18 protein-coding genes are annotated in these 17182 nt (G+C 72.2%); 4 read left to right on the top strand and 14 right to left on the bottom strand.

The features are described from left to right. The first annotated feature begins 6 nt into the window (after nt 1-6). A complete protein-coding gene (locus tag AC3CHW_RS06950) occupies nt 7-570 on the top strand; it encodes a hypothetical protein (protein ID WP_488469920.1) in 564 nt (187 codons plus the stop codon). Further along, complete coding sequence (locus AC3CHW_RS06955; protein WP_488469921.1) at nt 567-815, top strand: hypothetical protein; 249 nt, start codon at nt 567-569, stop codon at nt 813-815. Before AC3CHW_RS06950 ends, AC3CHW_RS06955 begins: the two co-directional genes overlap by 4 nt. 773 nt (nt 816-1588) lie before the next feature. Here AC3CHW_RS06955 and AC3CHW_RS06960 read toward each other — a convergent pair. From AC3CHW_RS06960 to AC3CHW_RS06995, 8 genes are all read right to left on the bottom strand, one after another. After that, nucleotides 1589-2899 carry a class I SAM-dependent RNA methyltransferase gene (locus AC3CHW_RS06960; RefSeq protein WP_488470986.1) on the bottom strand — a complete coding sequence of 437 codons (1311 nt, stop codon included), beginning with the start codon at nt 2897-2899 and terminating at the stop codon, nt 1589-1591. Nucleotides 2900-3326: 427 nt separating this feature from the next. Next, the gene (locus AC3CHW_RS06965) at nt 3327-5378 is read right to left on the bottom strand and encodes an APC family permease (RefSeq protein WP_398611817.1); all 2052 of its coding nucleotides are present in this window, start codon (nt 5376-5378) and stop codon (nt 3327-3329) included. A gap of 70 nt (nt 5379-5448) precedes the next feature. Beyond that, nucleotides 5449-6573, bottom strand: a complete 1125-nt coding sequence (locus tag AC3CHW_RS06970; protein ID WP_398611818.1) for a cytochrome P450 family protein — start codon at nt 6571-6573, stop codon at nt 5449-5451. After that, nucleotides 6555-7994: a cytochrome P450 gene (locus AC3CHW_RS06975; RefSeq protein ID WP_488469922.1), complete on the bottom strand. Its 1440-nt coding sequence runs from the start codon at nt 7992-7994 to the stop codon at nt 6555-6557. Before AC3CHW_RS06975 ends, AC3CHW_RS06970 begins: the two co-directional genes overlap by 19 nt. Before the next feature lie 244 nt (nt 7995-8238). Further along, the gene (locus AC3CHW_RS06980; protein ID WP_176164546.1) at nt 8239-8841 is read right to left on the bottom strand and encodes a GTP-binding protein; all 603 of its coding nucleotides are present in this window, start codon (nt 8839-8841) and stop codon (nt 8239-8241) included. After that, complete coding sequence (locus AC3CHW_RS06985; RefSeq protein ID WP_176164545.1) at nt 8819-9175, bottom strand: DUF742 domain-containing protein; 357 nt, start codon at nt 9173-9175, stop codon at nt 8819-8821. Before AC3CHW_RS06985 ends, AC3CHW_RS06980 begins: the two co-directional genes overlap by 23 nt. Continuing rightward, nucleotides 9172-9588: a roadblock/LC7 domain-containing protein gene (locus AC3CHW_RS06990; protein WP_254391634.1), complete on the bottom strand. Its 417-nt coding sequence runs from the start codon at nt 9586-9588 to the stop codon at nt 9172-9174. The genes AC3CHW_RS06985 and AC3CHW_RS06990 overlap by 4 nt, the downstream gene beginning before the upstream one ends. Further along, nucleotides 9585-10985 carry an ATP-binding protein gene (locus AC3CHW_RS06995; RefSeq protein ID WP_398611819.1) on the bottom strand — a complete coding sequence of 467 codons (1401 nt, stop codon included), beginning with the start codon at nt 10983-10985 and terminating at the stop codon, nt 9585-9587. Before AC3CHW_RS06995 ends, AC3CHW_RS06990 begins: the two co-directional genes overlap by 4 nt. A gap of 602 nt (nt 10986-11587) precedes the next feature. Between AC3CHW_RS06995 and AC3CHW_RS07000 the strand changes: the two genes are divergently transcribed. Both AC3CHW_RS07000 and AC3CHW_RS07005 read left to right on the top strand, forming a co-directional pair. After that, the gene (locus AC3CHW_RS07000) at nt 11588-12253 is read left to right on the top strand and encodes a potassium channel family protein (protein WP_176164543.1); all 666 of its coding nucleotides are present in this window, start codon (nt 11588-11590) and stop codon (nt 12251-12253) included. A 100-nt stretch (nt 12254-12353) separates the two neighbouring features. After that, nucleotides 12354-13031: a potassium channel family protein gene (locus tag AC3CHW_RS07005; protein ID WP_176164542.1), complete on the top strand. Its 678-nt coding sequence runs from the start codon at nt 12354-12356 to the stop codon at nt 13029-13031. A 264-nt stretch (nt 13032-13295) separates the two neighbouring features. Here the strand turns inward: AC3CHW_RS07005 and AC3CHW_RS07010 are convergent, their stop codons facing one another. The 6 genes from AC3CHW_RS07010 to AC3CHW_RS07035 form a co-directional block, all read right to left on the bottom strand. Continuing rightward, nucleotides 13296-13724, bottom strand: a complete 429-nt coding sequence (locus AC3CHW_RS07010) for a VOC family protein (RefSeq protein ID WP_488469923.1) — start codon at nt 13722-13724, stop codon at nt 13296-13298. Between the two features lie 22 nt (nt 13725-13746). Next, nucleotides 13747-14535: an alpha/beta fold hydrolase gene (locus tag AC3CHW_RS07015; RefSeq protein ID WP_488469924.1), complete on the bottom strand. Its 789-nt coding sequence runs from the start codon at nt 14533-14535 to the stop codon at nt 13747-13749. Nucleotides 14536-14653: 118 nt separating this feature from the next. Beyond that, on the bottom strand, nt 14654-15055 hold the full coding sequence (locus tag AC3CHW_RS07020) for a helix-turn-helix domain-containing protein (RefSeq protein ID WP_398611866.1): 402 nt from the start codon (nt 15053-15055) through the stop codon (nt 14654-14656). A gap of 29 nt (nt 15056-15084) precedes the next feature. After that, entirely contained in the window at nt 15085-16017 is a 933-nt protein-coding gene (locus AC3CHW_RS07025; protein WP_488469925.1) for a DUF3159 domain-containing protein, read from the bottom strand. Nucleotides 16018-16020: 3 nt separating this feature from the next. After that, the gene (locus AC3CHW_RS07030; RefSeq protein ID WP_187061130.1) at nt 16021-16419 is read right to left on the bottom strand and encodes an OB-fold nucleic acid binding domain-containing protein; all 399 of its coding nucleotides are present in this window, start codon (nt 16417-16419) and stop codon (nt 16021-16023) included. A gap of 32 nt (nt 16420-16451) precedes the next feature. Beyond that, nucleotides 16452-17168 (bottom strand): response regulator, encoded by a 717-nt coding sequence (locus tag AC3CHW_RS07035; RefSeq protein ID WP_488469926.1) that lies wholly within the window; start codon nt 17166-17168, stop codon nt 16452-16454. Nucleotides 17169-17182: the final 14 nt, after the last annotated feature.

Consider the following 17182-nt stretch of genomic DNA (forward strand, 5'->3'; position numbering starts at 1 on the left):
CCCAATGTGAATGAGGCGGTACGCGCCGCTGTCCACACCACGGCCACCGAGACAGCGGCGCATCAGGGAGCCTCGGACGTGCCCGCCGCACAGGACGCCATCAATGCCGCCCTCGGCCAGATGTCTCGCCGTACTCCGCACTACTGCCTGCTGAACGTCTACGCGGCTCTTGGTCTGCCCAACTCGGCCCAGGAGCTACTGGCACAGCAGGCCGCAGACAAGCAACGAATCAACCGCCTGCGCTTCCTGAAGGACAACCTCTACGATCACCCGGATCTTGTCGTCCTAGACCAACTTGAACACCATGGCCCCGGCGCCCTAGGCGACGATCATGTTGCCGAACTCCAGCGTCTCGCTCGTCTAATCCGCTCCTGCGACCGCTGGTGGTTCCCACTCCTGCAGCAGTGGGAACATGTAGGCCAAGGGTTCACGGACATTGAGAAACGACAGCAGGCCATGCTCGTATTGTCCGACTCCCTCAGGGCTCTCAACAGCGGCAGTCTCCCCGACAGCATCGCGCCAGCGGACATGTCCGGGCCTGACAGAGCATCGCGAAGGGCGCACCCATGAAGCTCGCCCTGTGGCGCATATTTTTAGCTCCTCTGACGAGCCTACGAGCCCTGCTCGTTCAACGACGCAGCTCGTCCCCTCTCTCCTACGACGTTGCCTGGCGCCGGGCCCGCCTGGATCGTTGCCCCGATGAGATGGTCTATCGACTCCACGGCCATGAAGCCATCGCATCCGACCAGGTATCCGGTGCTGATTCGCCCTTGGCTCCGCCCAAGATCGACGAGCCGACCGACCAGCGCCCCTGACCGAGCTGTCCACAAGCGCACAGACGCCTTTCACCCTGTCCATGAGGACAGGGTGAAAGGGATTAATGCGGTGCTGGTCAGCGGAGCGTCAAGACGCCCCCAGGTCCAAGGGCGGCCTTGTACATGTCGGGCCATAAAGCGTAGCGTTCGGTGATCTGAAAGCTTTCGTGACCGAGGAGTTGCTGAACCTCGTAATGGTTACGTCAGAGATTTCGCCTCGGTTCGAGCTACACCGTCGGGCCCCAGAATCCCGATATGCGCCGCACGTTCCGGCATAAGAGTGGCCACTTGGTGTAGCTCTGCGCGAAGGGGCCGCTGTTGACCTTCCTCTCCTGGGCGGGCGAACTCCTTTCACCTGCGGGTGCACCCGCCCTAAACGTCGAGGAATTGCTCGCAGGTGGAAAGACGTTGCCGTCGAAACCAATGAGCACGCTCGTCGTGGCCTGGTCGTGCGCCTGTCCGCGCACAGCATCGGCGCTCTCGTCCGCTCTGGCCGTGGTAACCCATGCTGCGAAAACGACTCTCAGTATCGAGCCGAGAAGCCCTCACTTGCTGGTTCAAACACGACTGTTTCCTCGTCTACAGGAGATCATCATGCACGAGGACTGAACTGCCGGCTCCGCAGGCAGCGACGGCCGTCTGCGTGGTGCGCGCGCAGATGGCGACGCAGCGATGGCGGTCGCCGTAGAGGCTCGCGCCATGAGCCGCACTCCACGGAGCTTAGCCGCGACAGTGGCGGCCGCATAACGCGCACGCGCAAATCGCCAGCCCCCCTACTTCACCGGCTCCAAAATCGCCACACACTCCACATGCTGCGTCACCGGGAACAGGTCAAACGCCCGCAGGAACCGCGGCTGGTAGCCCGCGTCCTTGAAGTAGGCGAGGTCGCGGGCCAGGGCGGCCGGGTCGCAGGCGACGTAGGCGATGCGGCGGGGGGACAGGGAGGCGAGGTGGGTCACCGTCTGTTGGCCGGCGCCGGCGCGGGGTGGGTCGAGGACGACGATGTCGACCTCCGTGATGCCGGTGCGCGGCAGCACGGTCTCGACCTTGCCGTGTTCGATGCGGACCCGCTCCAGGTCGCGCAGGTTGTGGCGGGCGTCCTCGACCGCACGCTTGCCCGACTCGATGCCGAGCACGGCGCCGCGTTCGCCGACCCGTTCGGCGATCGCGCCGGCGAAGAGGCCGACGCCGCAGTACAGGTCGAGCGCCATCTCGCCCTTGCGCGGGGTCAGGCCCTGCATCACGGCCTCGACCAGGACGTCGGGGGCCTTCGGGTGGACCTGCCAGAAGCCGCCGGAGCCGACGCGGTAGGTGCGGCCGTCGGCGCGTTCGCGGACGAAGCCGCGGCCGTGGACGCGGTGGACCCCACCGTCGTGCTCGTCGATCCGCAGCACCGACACCGGCTTGTCCAGCTCCACGATCGGCAGCCGCTCGCCCGGCTCCGGCTCCACCAGGACCTGTCGGTCCGATGAGCCGGTGGCGGCGATGGCCTGCACGCCGGCCACGCCGGGCCACTCGCGGGACTCGATGCCCAGTTCGCTGACGCCGGGCGCCGCGATCAGGCAGTGGTCGATGCGCTGGACCTCGTGCGAGCGGTGGCGGCGCAGGCCGGCATAGCCGTCCTGGTCCACCGCGTACTGCACCCGGGTGCGCCACGCGGGCACCTCGCCCTTGGGCAGCTTGTCGCCGGGGGCCGGCTCGACCGTGCCGTTCCAGCCCGCCTCCTGCGGGGTGAGGCCGGCCAGCCTGGCGAGCTGTTCGGTGATCACCTCGACCTTGAGGCGGCGCTGCGCGCCGGGTGCCACGTGTTGCCAGTCGCAGCCGCCGCAGGCGCCGGGGCCGGAGAACGGGCAGGGCGCCGGCACCCGGTCCGGCGAGGACTCCAGCACCTCGACGGCGTCGGCCCGCAGGAAGCGGGAGTCCGCGTCGCCCTCGGTGACCTGTGCCACGACCCGCTCCCCCGGCAGGGTGTGGCGGACGAACAGCACCCGGGGCCGCTCCTCGCCGGGCAGGGTGGTCCGGGCGACGCAGTGCCCGCCGTGCGCGACGGGGCCGATCTCCACCTCGTAGCGCTCGCCGACCAGCGAGGCGGGCTCGCCGGCGCCCGCGGTGGCCCCGTGCCCGGTGTCGGCGCCGGCGGCTCGCTGCCGCGCGTGGCTCGCGCTCGGCCGGTGCGTACGGTTCGTGCGGTGTGTCACGGCGGACGGGCTCCTGACGGAAGAGGAATACGGGGTGGGTCGGGCTCGCGGTCGGGCGGGGCGGGGTGGGGATGCGTGGAGTGGGCGGGCTGTGGGCGAGCGGGTCGCCGGGGCGGTTTCCGGGGCGGCCCGGAGCGGCTGGTGGGGCGGCGGAAGAACGCCAAGTTCACCAGTTTACGTGCCCGCGCCGACTCCGGCCGCCCACCGCCGGCGCCCGGCCCTCCGCGCGGGCACACGCGGCGCGGCGGTGCCCGGGCCCGGGCCCCGGCACCGCCGCGTCGCGGCGCGTCAGGTGTCCGCCGACGCCGGGTGGCTACTTCTCGCTGCCCGCCTTCTCGCGGCGCGAGGCTCGGGGCGCCGGGCCGCGGCGTACCGCCCCCGGCGGGTTCCACTCGGCGCGCTTGCGCGCCCGCAGCTTGGCCGCCTCGGAGGAGTCGAGCTGCCAGGGGACCGAGGTGACCATGACGCCGGGGGTGAACAGCAGGCGGCCCTTGAGGCGCAGGGCGCTCTGGTTGTGCAGCAGTTGCTCGTACCAGCGGCCGACCACGTACTCGGGGATGTAGACGCTGATCACCTCGCGCGGGCTCTCCCGGCGCAGGCCCTTGACGTAGTCGATCACCGGGCGGGTGATCTCGCGGTAGGGCGAGTCGAGGATCTTGAGCGGTACGTCGATGCCGCGCTCGCTCCACTCGGCCTGGAGCGCCTTGGTCTCGGCCGGGTCGACGCTGATACTCAGGGCCTCAAGCCGGTCCGAGCGCATCAGCTTCGCGTAGGCCAGGGCCCGCAGCGTGGGCTTGTGGATCTTGGAGACGAGGACGATGGAGTGCACCCGGGAGGGGCGCGCGGAGTCCTCGGGCTCCTCGTCGGTGGCCAGTTCCTCGGCGACCCGGTCGTAGTGGCGGCGGATCGCGCTCATCGTCACGTAGAAGATGACCATGCCCAGGAGGGCGACCCAGGCGCCGTGGGTGAACTTGGTGACCAGGACGACGACCAGGACCAGGCCGGTGAAGGAGGCGCCGAAGGTGTTGATCGCGCGGGAGCGGATCATGTGGCGGCGCTTGGCCGGGTCCTTCTCGCTGGCCAGGTGGCGGTTCCAGTGCCGGACCATGCCGATCTGGCTGAGCGTGAAGGACACGAAGACGCCGACGATGTAGAGCTGGATGAGCTTGGTGGAGTCGGCCCCGTAGATGTAGACGAGTATCGCCGCCGCGAGCGCCAGCAGCACGATGCCGTTGGAGAAGGCGAGGCGGTCGCCGCGGGTGTGGAGCTGGCGCGGCAGGTAACGGTCCTGGGCCAGGATCGAGCCGAGCAGCGGGAAGCCGTTGTACGCGGTGTTGGCGGCCAGGAACAGCACGAGCGCGGTGGCCGCGGCGAGCACCACGAACAGGAACGAACCGTCGCCGAAGACGGCCGCCGCGACCTGCGAGATGACCGGGTCCTGGGTGAAGGCGGCGCCGACCGGCTCGCCGTTGTGCAGCAGGTCCTTGGCCGGGTTCTCCGCCATCTTCACGTCGGTGGCCATGGCCAGGCCGATGATGCCGCAGAACATGGTGACCGCCAGGGTGCCCATCATCAGCAGCGTGGTGGCCGCGTTCCTGCTCTTGGGCTTGCGGAAGGCGGGCACGCCGTTGCTGATGGCCTCGACGCCGGTGAGCGCCGCGCAGCCGGAGGAGAACGCGCGCAGCAGCAGGAAGATCAGCGCGAACCCGGCGAGGCCGGTCTTCTCCGCGTGGATCTCGTAGTCGGAGGTGGGCGCGTGCATGGAGTCGCCGAGCACCAGGCCGCGGAAGGCGCCCCAGGCGATCAGCAGGAAGACGCCCGCGACGAAGACGTAGGTGGGGATCGCGAAGAGCTTGCCCGACTCCTTGACCCCGCGCAGGTTCATCAGCGTCAGCAGCACGATGGTGCCCACCGCGAACAGCGTCTTGTGCTCGATGACGAACGGCACCGCGGAACCGAGGTTCTCCACGCCGGAGGAGATCGACACCGCGACCGTGAGGACGTAGTCGACCAGGAGGGCGCTGGCCACGGTGAGGCCGGCCTTGGGACCGAGGTTGGTGTTGGCCACCTCGTAGTCCCCGCCGCCGCTCGGGTAGGCGCGCACGTTCTGGCGGTACGAGGCGACCACCGTGAACATCAGGACGACGACGGCGACGGCGATCCACGGGCTGAAGTGGTAGGCCGACACGCCTGCCACGGACAGTACGAGGAGGACCTCGCCCGGCGCGTACGCAACGGAGGAGAGCGGATCGGAGGCGAAGACCGGCAGGGCGATGCGCTTGGGGAGAAGGGTCTCACCCAGTTTGTCGCTGCGCAGCGCCCTGCCGATCAAGATCCGTTTTGGCAGGTCGGTCAGTTTGGACACGCAGAGGATCGTAGGCGGTCGGCTCGCGGGCCGCCCACCCGCCACCCGTACAGCGGTCCCCCTGACTTTCCTAGGGGTGGCGGCGCAGTCGCACCGGGAGGCCGCGGTGGCCGTTGGAGATGAAGGAGTCCACCGGGAGCAGCTCCTCCGGGGCCACGGCCAGCTCCACGTCCGGGTAGCGCTCGAAGAGCGCGGGCAGCGCGATGGTCGCCTCCAGGCGGGCCAGCGACATGCCCACGCAGAAGTGCACGCCGTGCCCGAAGGAGACGTGGTCCTTGTTGGGCCGGGTCGCGTCGAACTGGTCGGCGTCCGGGCCGTGCACCTCCGGGTCGCGCCCGGCGGCGGCGTACGAGACGAGGATGGCCTCACCCTTGCGGATGGTCACCCCGGCCAGCTCGATGTCCTCCACCGCGTAGCGCAGCGGGAGGTTGGCCACCGGGGCCTGGACGCGCAGCGTCTCGTCGATGATGTCGTCCCAGCTCACCTCGCCGGAGCGGACCAGGGCGAGCTGCTTGGGGTGGGTGAGCAGCGCGTGCAGGGCGTTGTCGAGCAGGTTGACGGTCGTCTCGTGCCCGGCGCTGAGCATCAGCAGCAGGGTGTCGAGCAGTTCCTGCTCGCTCAGTCGCGAGTCGCCGTCCTCGTCGCGGGCGGCGATCAGCCCGCTGGTCATGTCGTCGGCGGGCGCGGTGCGCTTGGCGGTGATCAGCTCGCCGAGCAACTGGTAGATCTCGGCGTAGGTGCGGGTGACCTCGTCGGGGTCGGCCGAGGTGTGGAAGATGGAGTCCACGCAGGCGTGCAGGCGATCGCGCATGCCGGTGTCCGTGACGCCGAACAGCTCGCAGATGACCTGGATCGGGATCGGGTAGGCGTAGCCCTCGCGCAGGTCCACGACGCCGCCCGGCGGGGTGTCGGCGAACCCGTCGAGCAGGTCCGTGGTGATCTGCTCGATGCGCGGGCGCAGCGCGTTGGAGCGGCGCAGCGTGAACGCCTTGGAGACCAGCGTGCGCAGCCGCGTGTGGTCGCTGCCGTACGCGGTGAACATGTTCTGCACCGCGACCCAGGTGAACAGCGGCCACTCGGGGGATATCTCACCGTTGATCCACGCGGGCCAGTGTTGGCGCGGGTCCTTGGAGACGCGGGGGTCGGCCAGCAGGTCCTTGAGCATGGCCTGCTGCGTTACTGCCCACGCCACCACCCCGCCAGGGAGTTCCACCAGCGTCGCCGGCCCCCGGGCGCGGAGCCGGGCTCCCTCCCCGTGGATGTCGCGGCCGGTGGGGTCGATGGCGACGGGGCAGGACTGGGCTTCCATGAGGTCTCTCCAGAGGTCGCGTCGAAAGTGGCGGGCGCTGAACTGACGGATGCGTGCGAAGTGGCCGCGGGAACCGGCGGGAAGCGGACGGGCAGCGCGCTGAGCGCGCGGTGGAACGGCCCCGGCCGCCACTCCAACGCGTCGACGGGAACGGCGAGTTCGATGTCCGGCAGCCGGTCGAGCAGCTTCTCGACGGCGACCGAGGCGGCCAGCCGGGCGCTGCTCTGCGCCGGGCAGGCGTGCGGGCCCGCGCTCCAGGCCAGGTGGGCGCGGTTGCCCGCGCGCTGGTCGGAGGCGAGGGAGGAGTCGGTGTTGGCGGCGGCGAAGCTGATGACGACCGGCTCGCCCTCGCGCAGCCGCAGCCCGTCCAGGTCCACGTCGTGCACCGGGTAGTGGACGGCGTAGTTGGCCATCGGCGGGTCGGTCCAGAGCACCTCGTCCAGGGCGTCGTCCACCGGCAGGCTGCCGCCGGCCAGGCTGCCGGCGAACCGGTCGTCGGACAGCAGCAGCCGCAGCCCGTTGGCGATGAGGTTCTGCTCGGGCTCGGTGCCCGCGCCCATGAGCACCACCAACTGGTGGAGCATCTCCTCGTCCGTCAGCTCCGCGGGGTGGGCCATCATCCAGGAGATGACGTCCGCGCCCGGCTTGGCGCGCTTGAGCGCCACCAGCTCGACGATGGCCTCGGTGAGCTGGGCGTTGGCCTGCTCGGCGTTGACCCCGTCGAAGATCCCGGACATGCCGGCGAGCAGTCGTTCGCCGATCTCGGGCGGGCAGCCGAACATGCGGTTGGAGACGAGCATCGGGATGACCCGCGCGTACTCGACCAACAGGTCCGCCTCGCCGCGCGCGCAGAACCGGTCGATGAGGGTGTCCGCGCTCTCCTCGACGTAGCCGCGCAGCGCGTTGGGGTCCACGCGCTCCAGGGAGTCGGTGACGGCCTGGCGCAGCCGGCGGTGTTCCTCGCCGTCGGCGAACAGGCAGTTGGGCCGGTACATCATCATCGGCACGACCGGGCTGTCCATCGGCACCGTGCCGTCGGCCAGGGCCCGCCAGCGGCGCGGGTCCTTGACGAAGGTCTCCGGGCTGCGCAGCACGCTCAGGGCCGCCTGGTAGCCGATGACCAGCGTGGCGTCCACGCCGGGGGCGAGCTGGACCGGGGCCGCCGAGCCGAAGCGGCGCATCCGTTCGTAGGCGGCGGTCGGGTCGGTGGCGAAGTCGGGACCGTAGATCGGCTCGCCGCTGGGCCGGCCGGCGTGCGCGGGGCAGCCTGGCGGGGGGCCGGTGCCGACATCGGGGTGAGAGGTCACTCGTGCTCCTGATCGGAACGGGAGGGGCGGGTGGAACGGAAGCGGGGCGGGGTAACGGGGCGGGAAACGGTGGGCGGCGCCGGCCGACCGCTCGGCGCGGACGCGGGGGGTGAGCGGTCGGGTACGGGCAGCAGCGGGTGGTGGGCGCGGGGCGGGGCCGGCGGTGTGGGTCGCCGCGGTGGGCGCGCGGTGGGGGTGCGCGTCCGCCGGGCGGTCCGGCGCCGGCTGGTCGCCGCGATGGGGGCTAGACGTGCATGCGGTGCGCGTTGCGGACCTGGAGGTACTGCACGAGCGCGATCAGCGCGTGGGTGGAGGAGATGCGGTCCCGGGCGTCGCAGGTGACCAGCGGCGTGTCGGGCAGCAGGTCGAGCGCCTCGCGTATCTCGTCCTCGTGGTAGCTCGGCGCGCCGTCGAAGTGGTTGACGGCGACCGCGTACGGCAGGTCGTGCTCCTCCAGCAGGCCCATGACGTCGAAGGACTGGTCGAGGCGGCGGGTGTCGGCGAGCACCAGGGCGCCGAGCGCCCCCTGCGTCATGTCCTGCCACAGGCGGGTGAACCGCTTCTGGCCCGGCGCGCCGAACAGGTAGAGCACCAGTTGGTCGCTGAGGGTCAGCCGGCCGAAGTCCATGGCGACGGTGGTCGTGGACTTGCCGTCGATCCCGGCCAGGTCATCCACCAGGGCGCCGGCCTGCGTCATGGTCTCCTCGGTGCGCAGCGGCTTGATCTCCGAGAGGGACCCGACGAACGTGGTCTTGCCGACCGCGAAGTGGCCCACGACCAGGAGCTTGGCCGCGGTGCGGACCGTCTGCCGCAAGTAGACGTCGTCAGAGGCTGGCGCGGAGCCCATCGAGCACCTCCTGCAAGAGCTGGGATTCGGGGAGTTGGGCCTTGGGGATGGGGGCCCGGGTGACGATGTGCCCGCTGTCGACCAGGTCGCCGAGGAGCACCTTGGTGACGCTGACCGCCAGCTCCAGGTGCCCCGCGACCTCGGCGACCGACAGGGCGCCGCCCCGGCACAGCTCCACGAGCCGCCGTTGCTCCGGGTTCAGCTCGCTGAGCGGCCGGTCGTGCTGCGCGATGACGAGCGTGACCAGGTCGAAGGTGTTGCGGGTCGGGTAGGCCCGGCCGCCGGTGACGACGTAGGGCCGTACTAAACCTCGCTCGCGCCGAGGCGGGGTCATGCCGAACTACCAAGCCGGGGCGGGCTGGTGAGCTCCTTGCCGAGCCGGTCCACCAGCTTCTGCATGCGGTACGTCACGGCCTCCATGTCGACCTCGGCCGTGGCCGAGACCGCCAGGTAGGCGCCCTGCCCGGCGGCCACCAGGAAGACGTAGCCGTCGGCGAACTCGACGAGCGTCTGCTGCCAGGGGGTGTTCTCCTCGGCGCAGAACTCGGCGGTGCTGCGGCTGATCGACTGGAGCCCGGACAGCGCGGCGGCCTGTCGCTCCGCCTCGTCCCTGCCGATGCCCTGCGAGTGCGCCCGCAGCATGCCGTCGGACGAGAGCAGGATCGCGTGGCTCGCCTCCGGCATCCGCACGGCCTCGTCGAGCATCCAGCCCAGGTCGTTGGTCATGTGATCGTTCACGCTGGTCATGCCGGGGAGTTCCCTTCCTCGTCGTTGGGGTTGGTGGCGCGCCCTGACCTGGTACCGCGGGCGAAGGCACCCATGCGGCGCGCCGTCTCCTCCGCCGTCCGCGCCGGTGCCTGCTCGGCTGGGGGCAGCGGGGCGGCGGGCGTGGCGGCGGTGGTCGCGCGGCCCGGGGCCGGCTGCCGGCGGCGGCGCTTGGGGAGGCCGCCCGCCGTCGAACCGTGGATGACCGGCTCTCCGTCCTCGTGGTCGGTCGGCGTACGCGGTGCGGCGGGTCGCGCCGCGGCGGCCTGCGGGCCGGCCTGGGTGGGGGTGCGGGTGTGGGTGGGGGCCGCTCCGGCCGCGGTGGTGATCGAGGGGACGGCGGGCGGGGTGGCCGCCGCTACCGAGCTCGGCCCGTCCTCGGTGACGTGCGTGAGCAGCACGCTCGGCAGGAAGAGCACCGCGCGCACGCCACCGTACGGGGAGCGGGTGTCCACCGAGACGTTGAAGCCGTAGCGGGCGGCGAGAATGCCGATGGCGGCGAAGCCGAACTGCGGCGGGTCACCGAGCCGGGAGACGTCCACGGACTGGCGGCCGGACAGCAGCCGGGTGGCGCGCTCGATCTCCTGGCCGTCCATGCCGACCCCGGCGTCGTCGATGACGACGCAGGCGCCGTTGTGCGCGGGCTGGAGGTTGACCTCGACGGCGGTGTTGGGCTGCGAGTGGCGCGCCGCGTTGTCCAGGAGCTCGGCCACGGCGAGCACGACGGGCTCGACAGCCCGGCTGGCGACAGCGATGTCAACCTGGGCGTGCACGCGCACCCGTCGGTAGTCCCTGATCCGCGACGTGGCCCCGCGCACCACGTCGAGCAGTGGCGACGCCGCGCGCTGGCGGCCCGGCCAGGAGCCGCACAGGACGGCGATGGCCTGGGCCCGGCGGCCGAACTGGGAGTTGGCGTGGTCGATCTCCAGCAGGTCACGCAGCACGTCGGGGTTGTCGTGCCGGTCCTGCATGCGGGAGATGGAGAGCTGCTGCTCGTGCGCGAGGCCCTGCAGGGCCCGCATGGACGCCTTGAGCGCGGCCTTCGCGGCCTGGTCCGCGCGGGTCTGAGCCTTCTCCACGGCCCCGGCGAACTGCTCGGTGGCCTGCTGGAGGTGCCAGGCGTAGGCGGTGCCGGTCAACTGCTCGTCCAGGAGGCCGGGCGCCGGCAGCGACTGGTGTCCGGAGTCCTCGGCCGCCGGCAGCCTGACCTCGACCAGGTGGCGCGCCTCCTCGTCCCGGGCCCGCAGGCTGGCTTCCAGGGCGGCGTTGTGCTTACGCAGGCCGGTCGTGATCTGCCGCTGGCGGAGCAGCAGCACGGCGACGATCAGCAGCGCGGCGGCCACACACCAGAACACCACCTCCGATATGTGTTGTGTCATCAAGTCCTCATGCTACGGGGGTGGGTAACGCGTCCGCCGAAGCGGAATACGGGCGATCATCCTAGCCAGAACGATCTCCGGCAAGGTGGCCTTCTGGCGGGATCGGGCACGGGAATTCCGGGATCGGGCACGCGCCGGTGCCGCCCTCGACACGGGCGCGGGAGCGGGGTGCGCTCCCCCGTCGGGTGACGGGGCCGGCCGGACCCGCTCGGCCCGTCGGCGCGCGGCCGACCGGAGACGCCCCGATACGCGAGGTGACGGCCGGCGCGCGCCGGCGGGTGGACCGCGGGTGGGACAGCGGCTGGGACGGCGGGTGGAGCGGTGAGTGGGACGGCGCGCGGCGGGCCCGGTCGGGTGGCGTACGCCGGGCCGGGCCGGGCGGCGCCGGGCGCCGGGGTGGCCAGGCGCAGGGGCAGCGCCGGGGCCCTGGGCGGTGCGGCTACCGTTGTGCCGGACGTCTGGCCGGACGACACTCGCTCCTGCCGCGTACCGTCATCGCCGGGGCCAGCCGCCTCGTTGTCGCCCCGGATGCCTGGAAGGAAGATATGAGCAGGGTTTTCACGCAGGACAGCGCGCCGACCAGGAGTGCGGGGTAAAGGCCGATGCACATCGTCATCATGGGCTGCGGTCGGGTGGGGGCCGCGCTCGCCCAGACCCTGGAGCGGCAGGGGCACACGGTCGCCGTCGTGGACCAGGACCCGACGGCCTTCCGGCGGCTCGGCGCGGGCTTCAGCGGGCGCCGGGTGACCGGCGTGGGCTTCGACCAGGACACGCTGCGCGAGGCGGGCATCGAGGAGGCCGGGGCGTTCGCCGCGGTCAGCAGCGGTGACAACTCCAACATCATCGCCGCCCGGGTGGCCCGCGAGATGTTCAGCGTCGAGAACGTGGCCGCCCGCATCTACGACCCCCGTCGCGCCGAGGTCTACCAGCGCCTCGGCATCCCCACCGTGGCCACCGTCCGCTGGACGGCCGACCAGATGCTGCGCCGGCTGCTGCCCTCGGGCGCGGAGACGCTGTGGCGCGACCCGAGCGGCGGCGTGCAGCTCGCGGAGGTGCACACCTCGCCCGCGTGGGTGGGCCACAAGGTGAGCCGCCTCCAGGAGGAGACCGGGGTCCGGGTGGCCTTCCTCACCCGGTTGGGCGAGGCGATCCTGCCGACCTCGCAGACGGTGCTCCAGGAGGGCGACCTCGTCCACGTGATGATGCGCACCAACGAGGTCGAGACGGTCGAGGCGGCGTTCGCCAAGGGGCCGGAGGCCGGCTCGTGAGCCGCGGGCGCGCCCGGGGCGCGGGCGAGGCGGGCCGCGGCGCAGCCGCTGGCGGGATCGGCAGCCGCTGGCGCGGCGAGGCGGACAAGGAGGCGGCGGCATGAGGGTCGCTATCGCCGGAGCGGGCGCCGTGGGGCGCTCCATCGCGGGGGAACTGCTGGAGAACGGGCACGAGGTGCTGCTCATCGACAAGGCGCCCACCGCCATCTCGGTGGAGCGGGTGCCGCAGGCCGAGTGGCTGCTCGCCGACGCCTGTGAGATCACCTCGCTGGACGAGGCCGCGCTCCAGCGCTGCAACGTGGTCATCGCCGCCACCGGCGACGACAAGGTCAACCTGGTGGTGTCGCTGCTCGCCAAGACCGAGTACGGCGTGCCCCGGGTGGTGGCCCGGGTGAACAACCCGAAGAACGAGTGGCTGTTCACCGAGGCGTGGGGCGTCGACGTCGCCGTCTCCACGCCGCGCCTGATGTCGGCGCTGGTCGAGGAGGCCGTGAGCGTCGGCGACCTGGTGCGGCTGCTGCGCTTCAGCCATGGCGACGCCAACCTGGTGGAGCTGACGCTGCCCCCGGAGGCCGCGCTCGCGGGCACCCGGGTCGGCGACGTGGCCTGGCCCGAGGACACGTCCCTGGTCACGATCATCCGCGGCACGCGGGTCCTCACGCCCAGCGGGGACGACGTCCTGGAGGCCGGCGACGAGCTGCTGTTCGTGGCGGCCCAGGCCCGCGAGGAGCAGCTTGAGGACCTGTTGTCGCTGCGCCGCGAGGACGCGGTGGACTAGGCACGGGCCAGCCACGCCCGCCGGGGCCACCCTGCCGGGGCCGCGCCCCGGAGCGCGCGCGGTACGACGAAGGCGTCGGGCGGAGCGGAGTGCGTACTCCGCTCCGCCCGGCGCCTTGTGCCGTCTTGTGCCGCCTCGCGAGAGCCCGCCCGCCGGTCCGCTGCCGCCCGCGCCACCCGCTGCCGCCAGCGCGGCCCGTTGTCGGGCGGGTAGCCACGCGAGGGGGCGGGGCCGCGTGCCCGTCGCGTGGGGGCGCCGGGCCGGTCAGCAAGGTGGCGGGCCGGTCAGGGGCTTGCGCTGGGTGAGCCGCCAGTGGTTGCCGAACGGATCGCGGAAGGCGGCGTCGATGCCGTAGAAGCGCTCCTCCGGCGGCTCGACGAACTCCACGCCCCGGGCGCTCAGCTCGCGGTAGGTGGCCCAGCAGTCGCGGGTGGCGAACGCGCCCACGCTCGCGTGCCCGGTGGACACCAGCGAGCGGATCCGCTCGGCGATCTCCTCGTCGACCGCCGGGGCGCCCGGCACCACCAGCATGAGCGGCACCTCCGGCTGGTGCGGGGCGTGCACGACGAACCAGTGGAAACCGTCCTGGACCACGTCGACGTCGACCTCGAAGCCCAGCGTGTCGACGTAGAAGTCCCGGGCCACCTCCATGTCCAGTACGTTGACACAGATCAGGGCGAAACCGGTGATCACGGCTGCCTCCGCTCGCCGGTGCTCACGCCCGGGCCGCCGCGCCCGCGAACCGGGCCACGACCGGGGCGATCGCCTCGGGGTCGACGTGATGGTCCTGGTCGGCCAGGACCTGGTGGCGGCTGTCGGGGATCGAGGCCGCCGCCCGCTCGGCCGCCCGCCGCAGGGGCTCGGGGCTGCGGGAGCCCGCCAGCACCAGCGTGGGCGCGCCGATCTGGGCGAGTACGCCCGTGGGAGGCGTACTGTCCGCCATGACGGCGGCGTCGTAGGCGAGGGTGTGCGCCAGGGCCACGCCGCTCTCCCAGTCCGGCGACCGCCGCCGCCCGGCGATCGCCGCCTCCGGGAGGCCGACCTGCCGCAGGAAGAGGGCGAGCGCGTCGCCGCGCTGGTCGTGGGCGAGGAGTTCGCGGAGCCGCGCGGCGTACGCCCGCGCGCGGCGCCGGCCCTCCGCGTCGACGCTGAACGGCGGCTCCCACAGGATCAGGCGCTCGACCGGCACGCCGTCCGCCGCAGCCCTGGCCGCCAACACCGCGCCGCTCGACAACCCCAGCAGGCTCGCCCTGCCGCCGGCCGCGTCCACCAGCGCGCGGATGTCCTCCAGCTCCCGGTCCACCGCGTACGGCGGAGTGTCGCCGCTGTCGCCGCGCCCGCGCCGGTCGTAGTTGAGCACCGTCATGTGCCGGGCCAGCGCGCCCGCGAGCGTGGCCTGCGCGCCACGGTCGCACGAGGCCCCGGCCACCACGATGACCGGCGGGCCCGCGCCCACCCGGTCGTACGCGATGACCGTGCCGTCCCTGGACGTGGTCTTCTCCATCGCCGCACTCCCCTCCCCGGTCCGGATCGCGGCGGTCGCGCGATCACCACTCCTGACGATAGGGAGGCGGGGCCGGCCGGGCTTCTCGAAAACTGCCCACTCGTCCCCGCGCGGTGGTTCAGGGGCGCGGCCTGGTCCACATGCGCGGGTAGCAGCCCGGGACGAGCGGCGGTTCCTGGTGGCGCGACCGCTCCCGGTAGGCGCTCGGGCTCTCGCCGGTGAAGCGCCGGAACTGGGTGCTGAAGGAGCCCAGGCTGGCGAACCCGACCGCCATGCACACCTCGGTCACGGACCGCTCGCCGTCGCGCAGCAACGCCTTGGCTCGCTCCATCCGCCGGCTCATCAGGTACTGGTGCGGCGTCTCGCCGAACGCCGCCTTGAAGCCGCGGCTGAAGTACGCCGGCGAGACCGACGCACCGCGGGCCAGGGCCGCCACGCTCAGCGGTTCGGCGTAGGCCCGGTCGATCAGGTCGCGCGCCCGCAGCAGGTGCCTGGCCAGCGGCGCCGCGGGACGCCTCACCGCCTCACCAGGTCACCGGCCGCTGGCCGTCAGCGCGCGGAGCCGTCGCGGCGGGCCCGGTCCGGGTCCGTGGCCAGGCGTTCCAGGACCGCGTCGGTGGTCTGCCGCGCCATGCTCTCGGCCACCGCGTCGGTGACCGCCCGCTCCGCCTCCCGCTCCCGTTCGGCGCGCTCGCGCTCGGCCTCCTCCGCCTCCATCTCGGCGATCACGTCGATCGGCGGCGGCGCCTTGGCCAGGAAGATCCAGGTCAGGTACACGCAGAGCAGGAAGGGCGGGATGCCGAGGGCGACCTTGACCCAGCCGAGCTGGGTGGCGTCCCCCCACCAGTACAGCGGGAAGAGGATCGCCGACTTGCCGAGCAGGATCAGGCCCCACGCCCAGGTCGCCTTGGTGTACGCGCGCAGCCGGCCCGGGTTGCGCGTGCGCCAGGACAGGTTCTCCTTCAGGATCGGTCCGAGCAGCACGCCGATCAGCGGGAACCGGAAGATCGCGGAGAGCACGTACGCCACGGCCAGCCCGAGCGTGTACAGCATGCCCGGCAGGTAGAAGTTCTTCGCGTCGCCGGACATCATCGCGAAGACGGCGCCGAAGGCCACCCCGAAGACGCCGCTGAAGGCGTGCTTGAGGGTCTCCTTGCGGGCCAGCCGGGCCACCGCGAGCAGCACCGTCAGCGCGAGCGCCGCGATGGCCGCGACGTGGATGTCCCGCTTGATCGTGTAGATCAGGACGAAGACCAGCCCGGGCACGGTGGTGTCCACCATGCCGCGCACCCCGCCGAACGCCTCGAGGAGCGCGGTGTCGGCGGCTGCCTTGCTGCGCGCCGCTTCCCCTCCGTCGGCTGCCTCGCTCGCGTCGGCCGCGTCCGGGGCATCCCCGGCCCGCGCCGGGGCGTGCTCCGCCCCGCGTGCGGCCCCGCCGGGAGGTCCGGCCCCGTTGGAGGCCCACTTGTCGTCAGACGTCACCCGCTACTCCTGTCCGAGCGGTCGGAGTTCGTACTTGGGGTTGAACAGCACGCGGCGGCCGTGGCTCATCGATATCCGACCGGAGGCGATCAGCCTGCGGCCCGGCTCGACGCCGACGATGGAGCGCCTGCCGAGCCAGACCACGTCCAGCGCGGCCGTCCCGTCGAACAGCTCCGCCTCCAGCGCGGGGACGCCCGCGCGGGGCCGCAGCGTGACGGTGCGTAGCGTACCGGTGACCTTGACGACCTGGCGGTCACCGCACTCGCCGATCTTGACGCACCCGGCGTCCTCGGCGTCCTGCCGCAGCTCCGCGGAGTGCAGGTCGTCCTGCGACGTCGACAGCCGGTCGAGCAGCCGGCGCAGCGGGCCGGCCGGCTTCTCGGGGCGGGATGGGGCACTCATACGGCCCAGGGTACCCGCGGCCCGTGGGCCACTCACCGCTCGAAGCGGTACCCCATGCCCGGCTCGGTGATGAAGTGCCGCGGGTGCGAGGGGTCGCGCTCCAGCTTGCGGCGCAGTTGCGCCATGTAGACCCGCAGGTAGTTGGTCTCGGTGCCGTACGAGGGGCCCCAGACTTCCTGGAGCAGCTGCTTCTGGCTGACCAGCCGGCCCGCGTTGCGGACCAGTACCTCGAGGAGGTGCCACTCGGTGGGCGTGAGGCGCACGTCGGCGCCCTGGCGGTGCGCCTTCTTGGCGGCCAGGTCGATGGAGAAGCTGTCGGTCTCGATGACCACCGCGTCCTCGCCGCGCCCGGTGGGCTCGGCGCGCCGGACGGCGGCCCGCAGCCTGGCCAACAACTCGTCCATGCCGAACGGCTTGGTGACGTAGTCGTCGGCCCCGGCGTCCAGCGCCTCCACCTTCTCGTCCGAGGTCTGGCGCGCGGACAGCACCAGGATGGGCACCCGGGTCCAGCCACGCAGCCCCTTGATCACCTCGACGCCGTCCATGTCGGGCAGGCCCAGGTCGAGGACGATGACGTCGGGATGGCGGGCGGCGGCCAGTTGCAGGGCTGTCGCGCCGTCGGGGGCGGCGTCGACCTCGTACTTGCGCGCCTTCAGGTTGATGACCAGGGCGCGCACGATCTGCGGCTCGTCGTCGACGACGAGCACCCGACCGGGGGTCCGGGGTTGCCCCTCGGAGGAGCTCAGCATGGTGCCTGCCTTTC

The sequence above is a fragment of the Streptomyces sp. MGP-BFMKR1 genome (assembly GCF_057766585.1).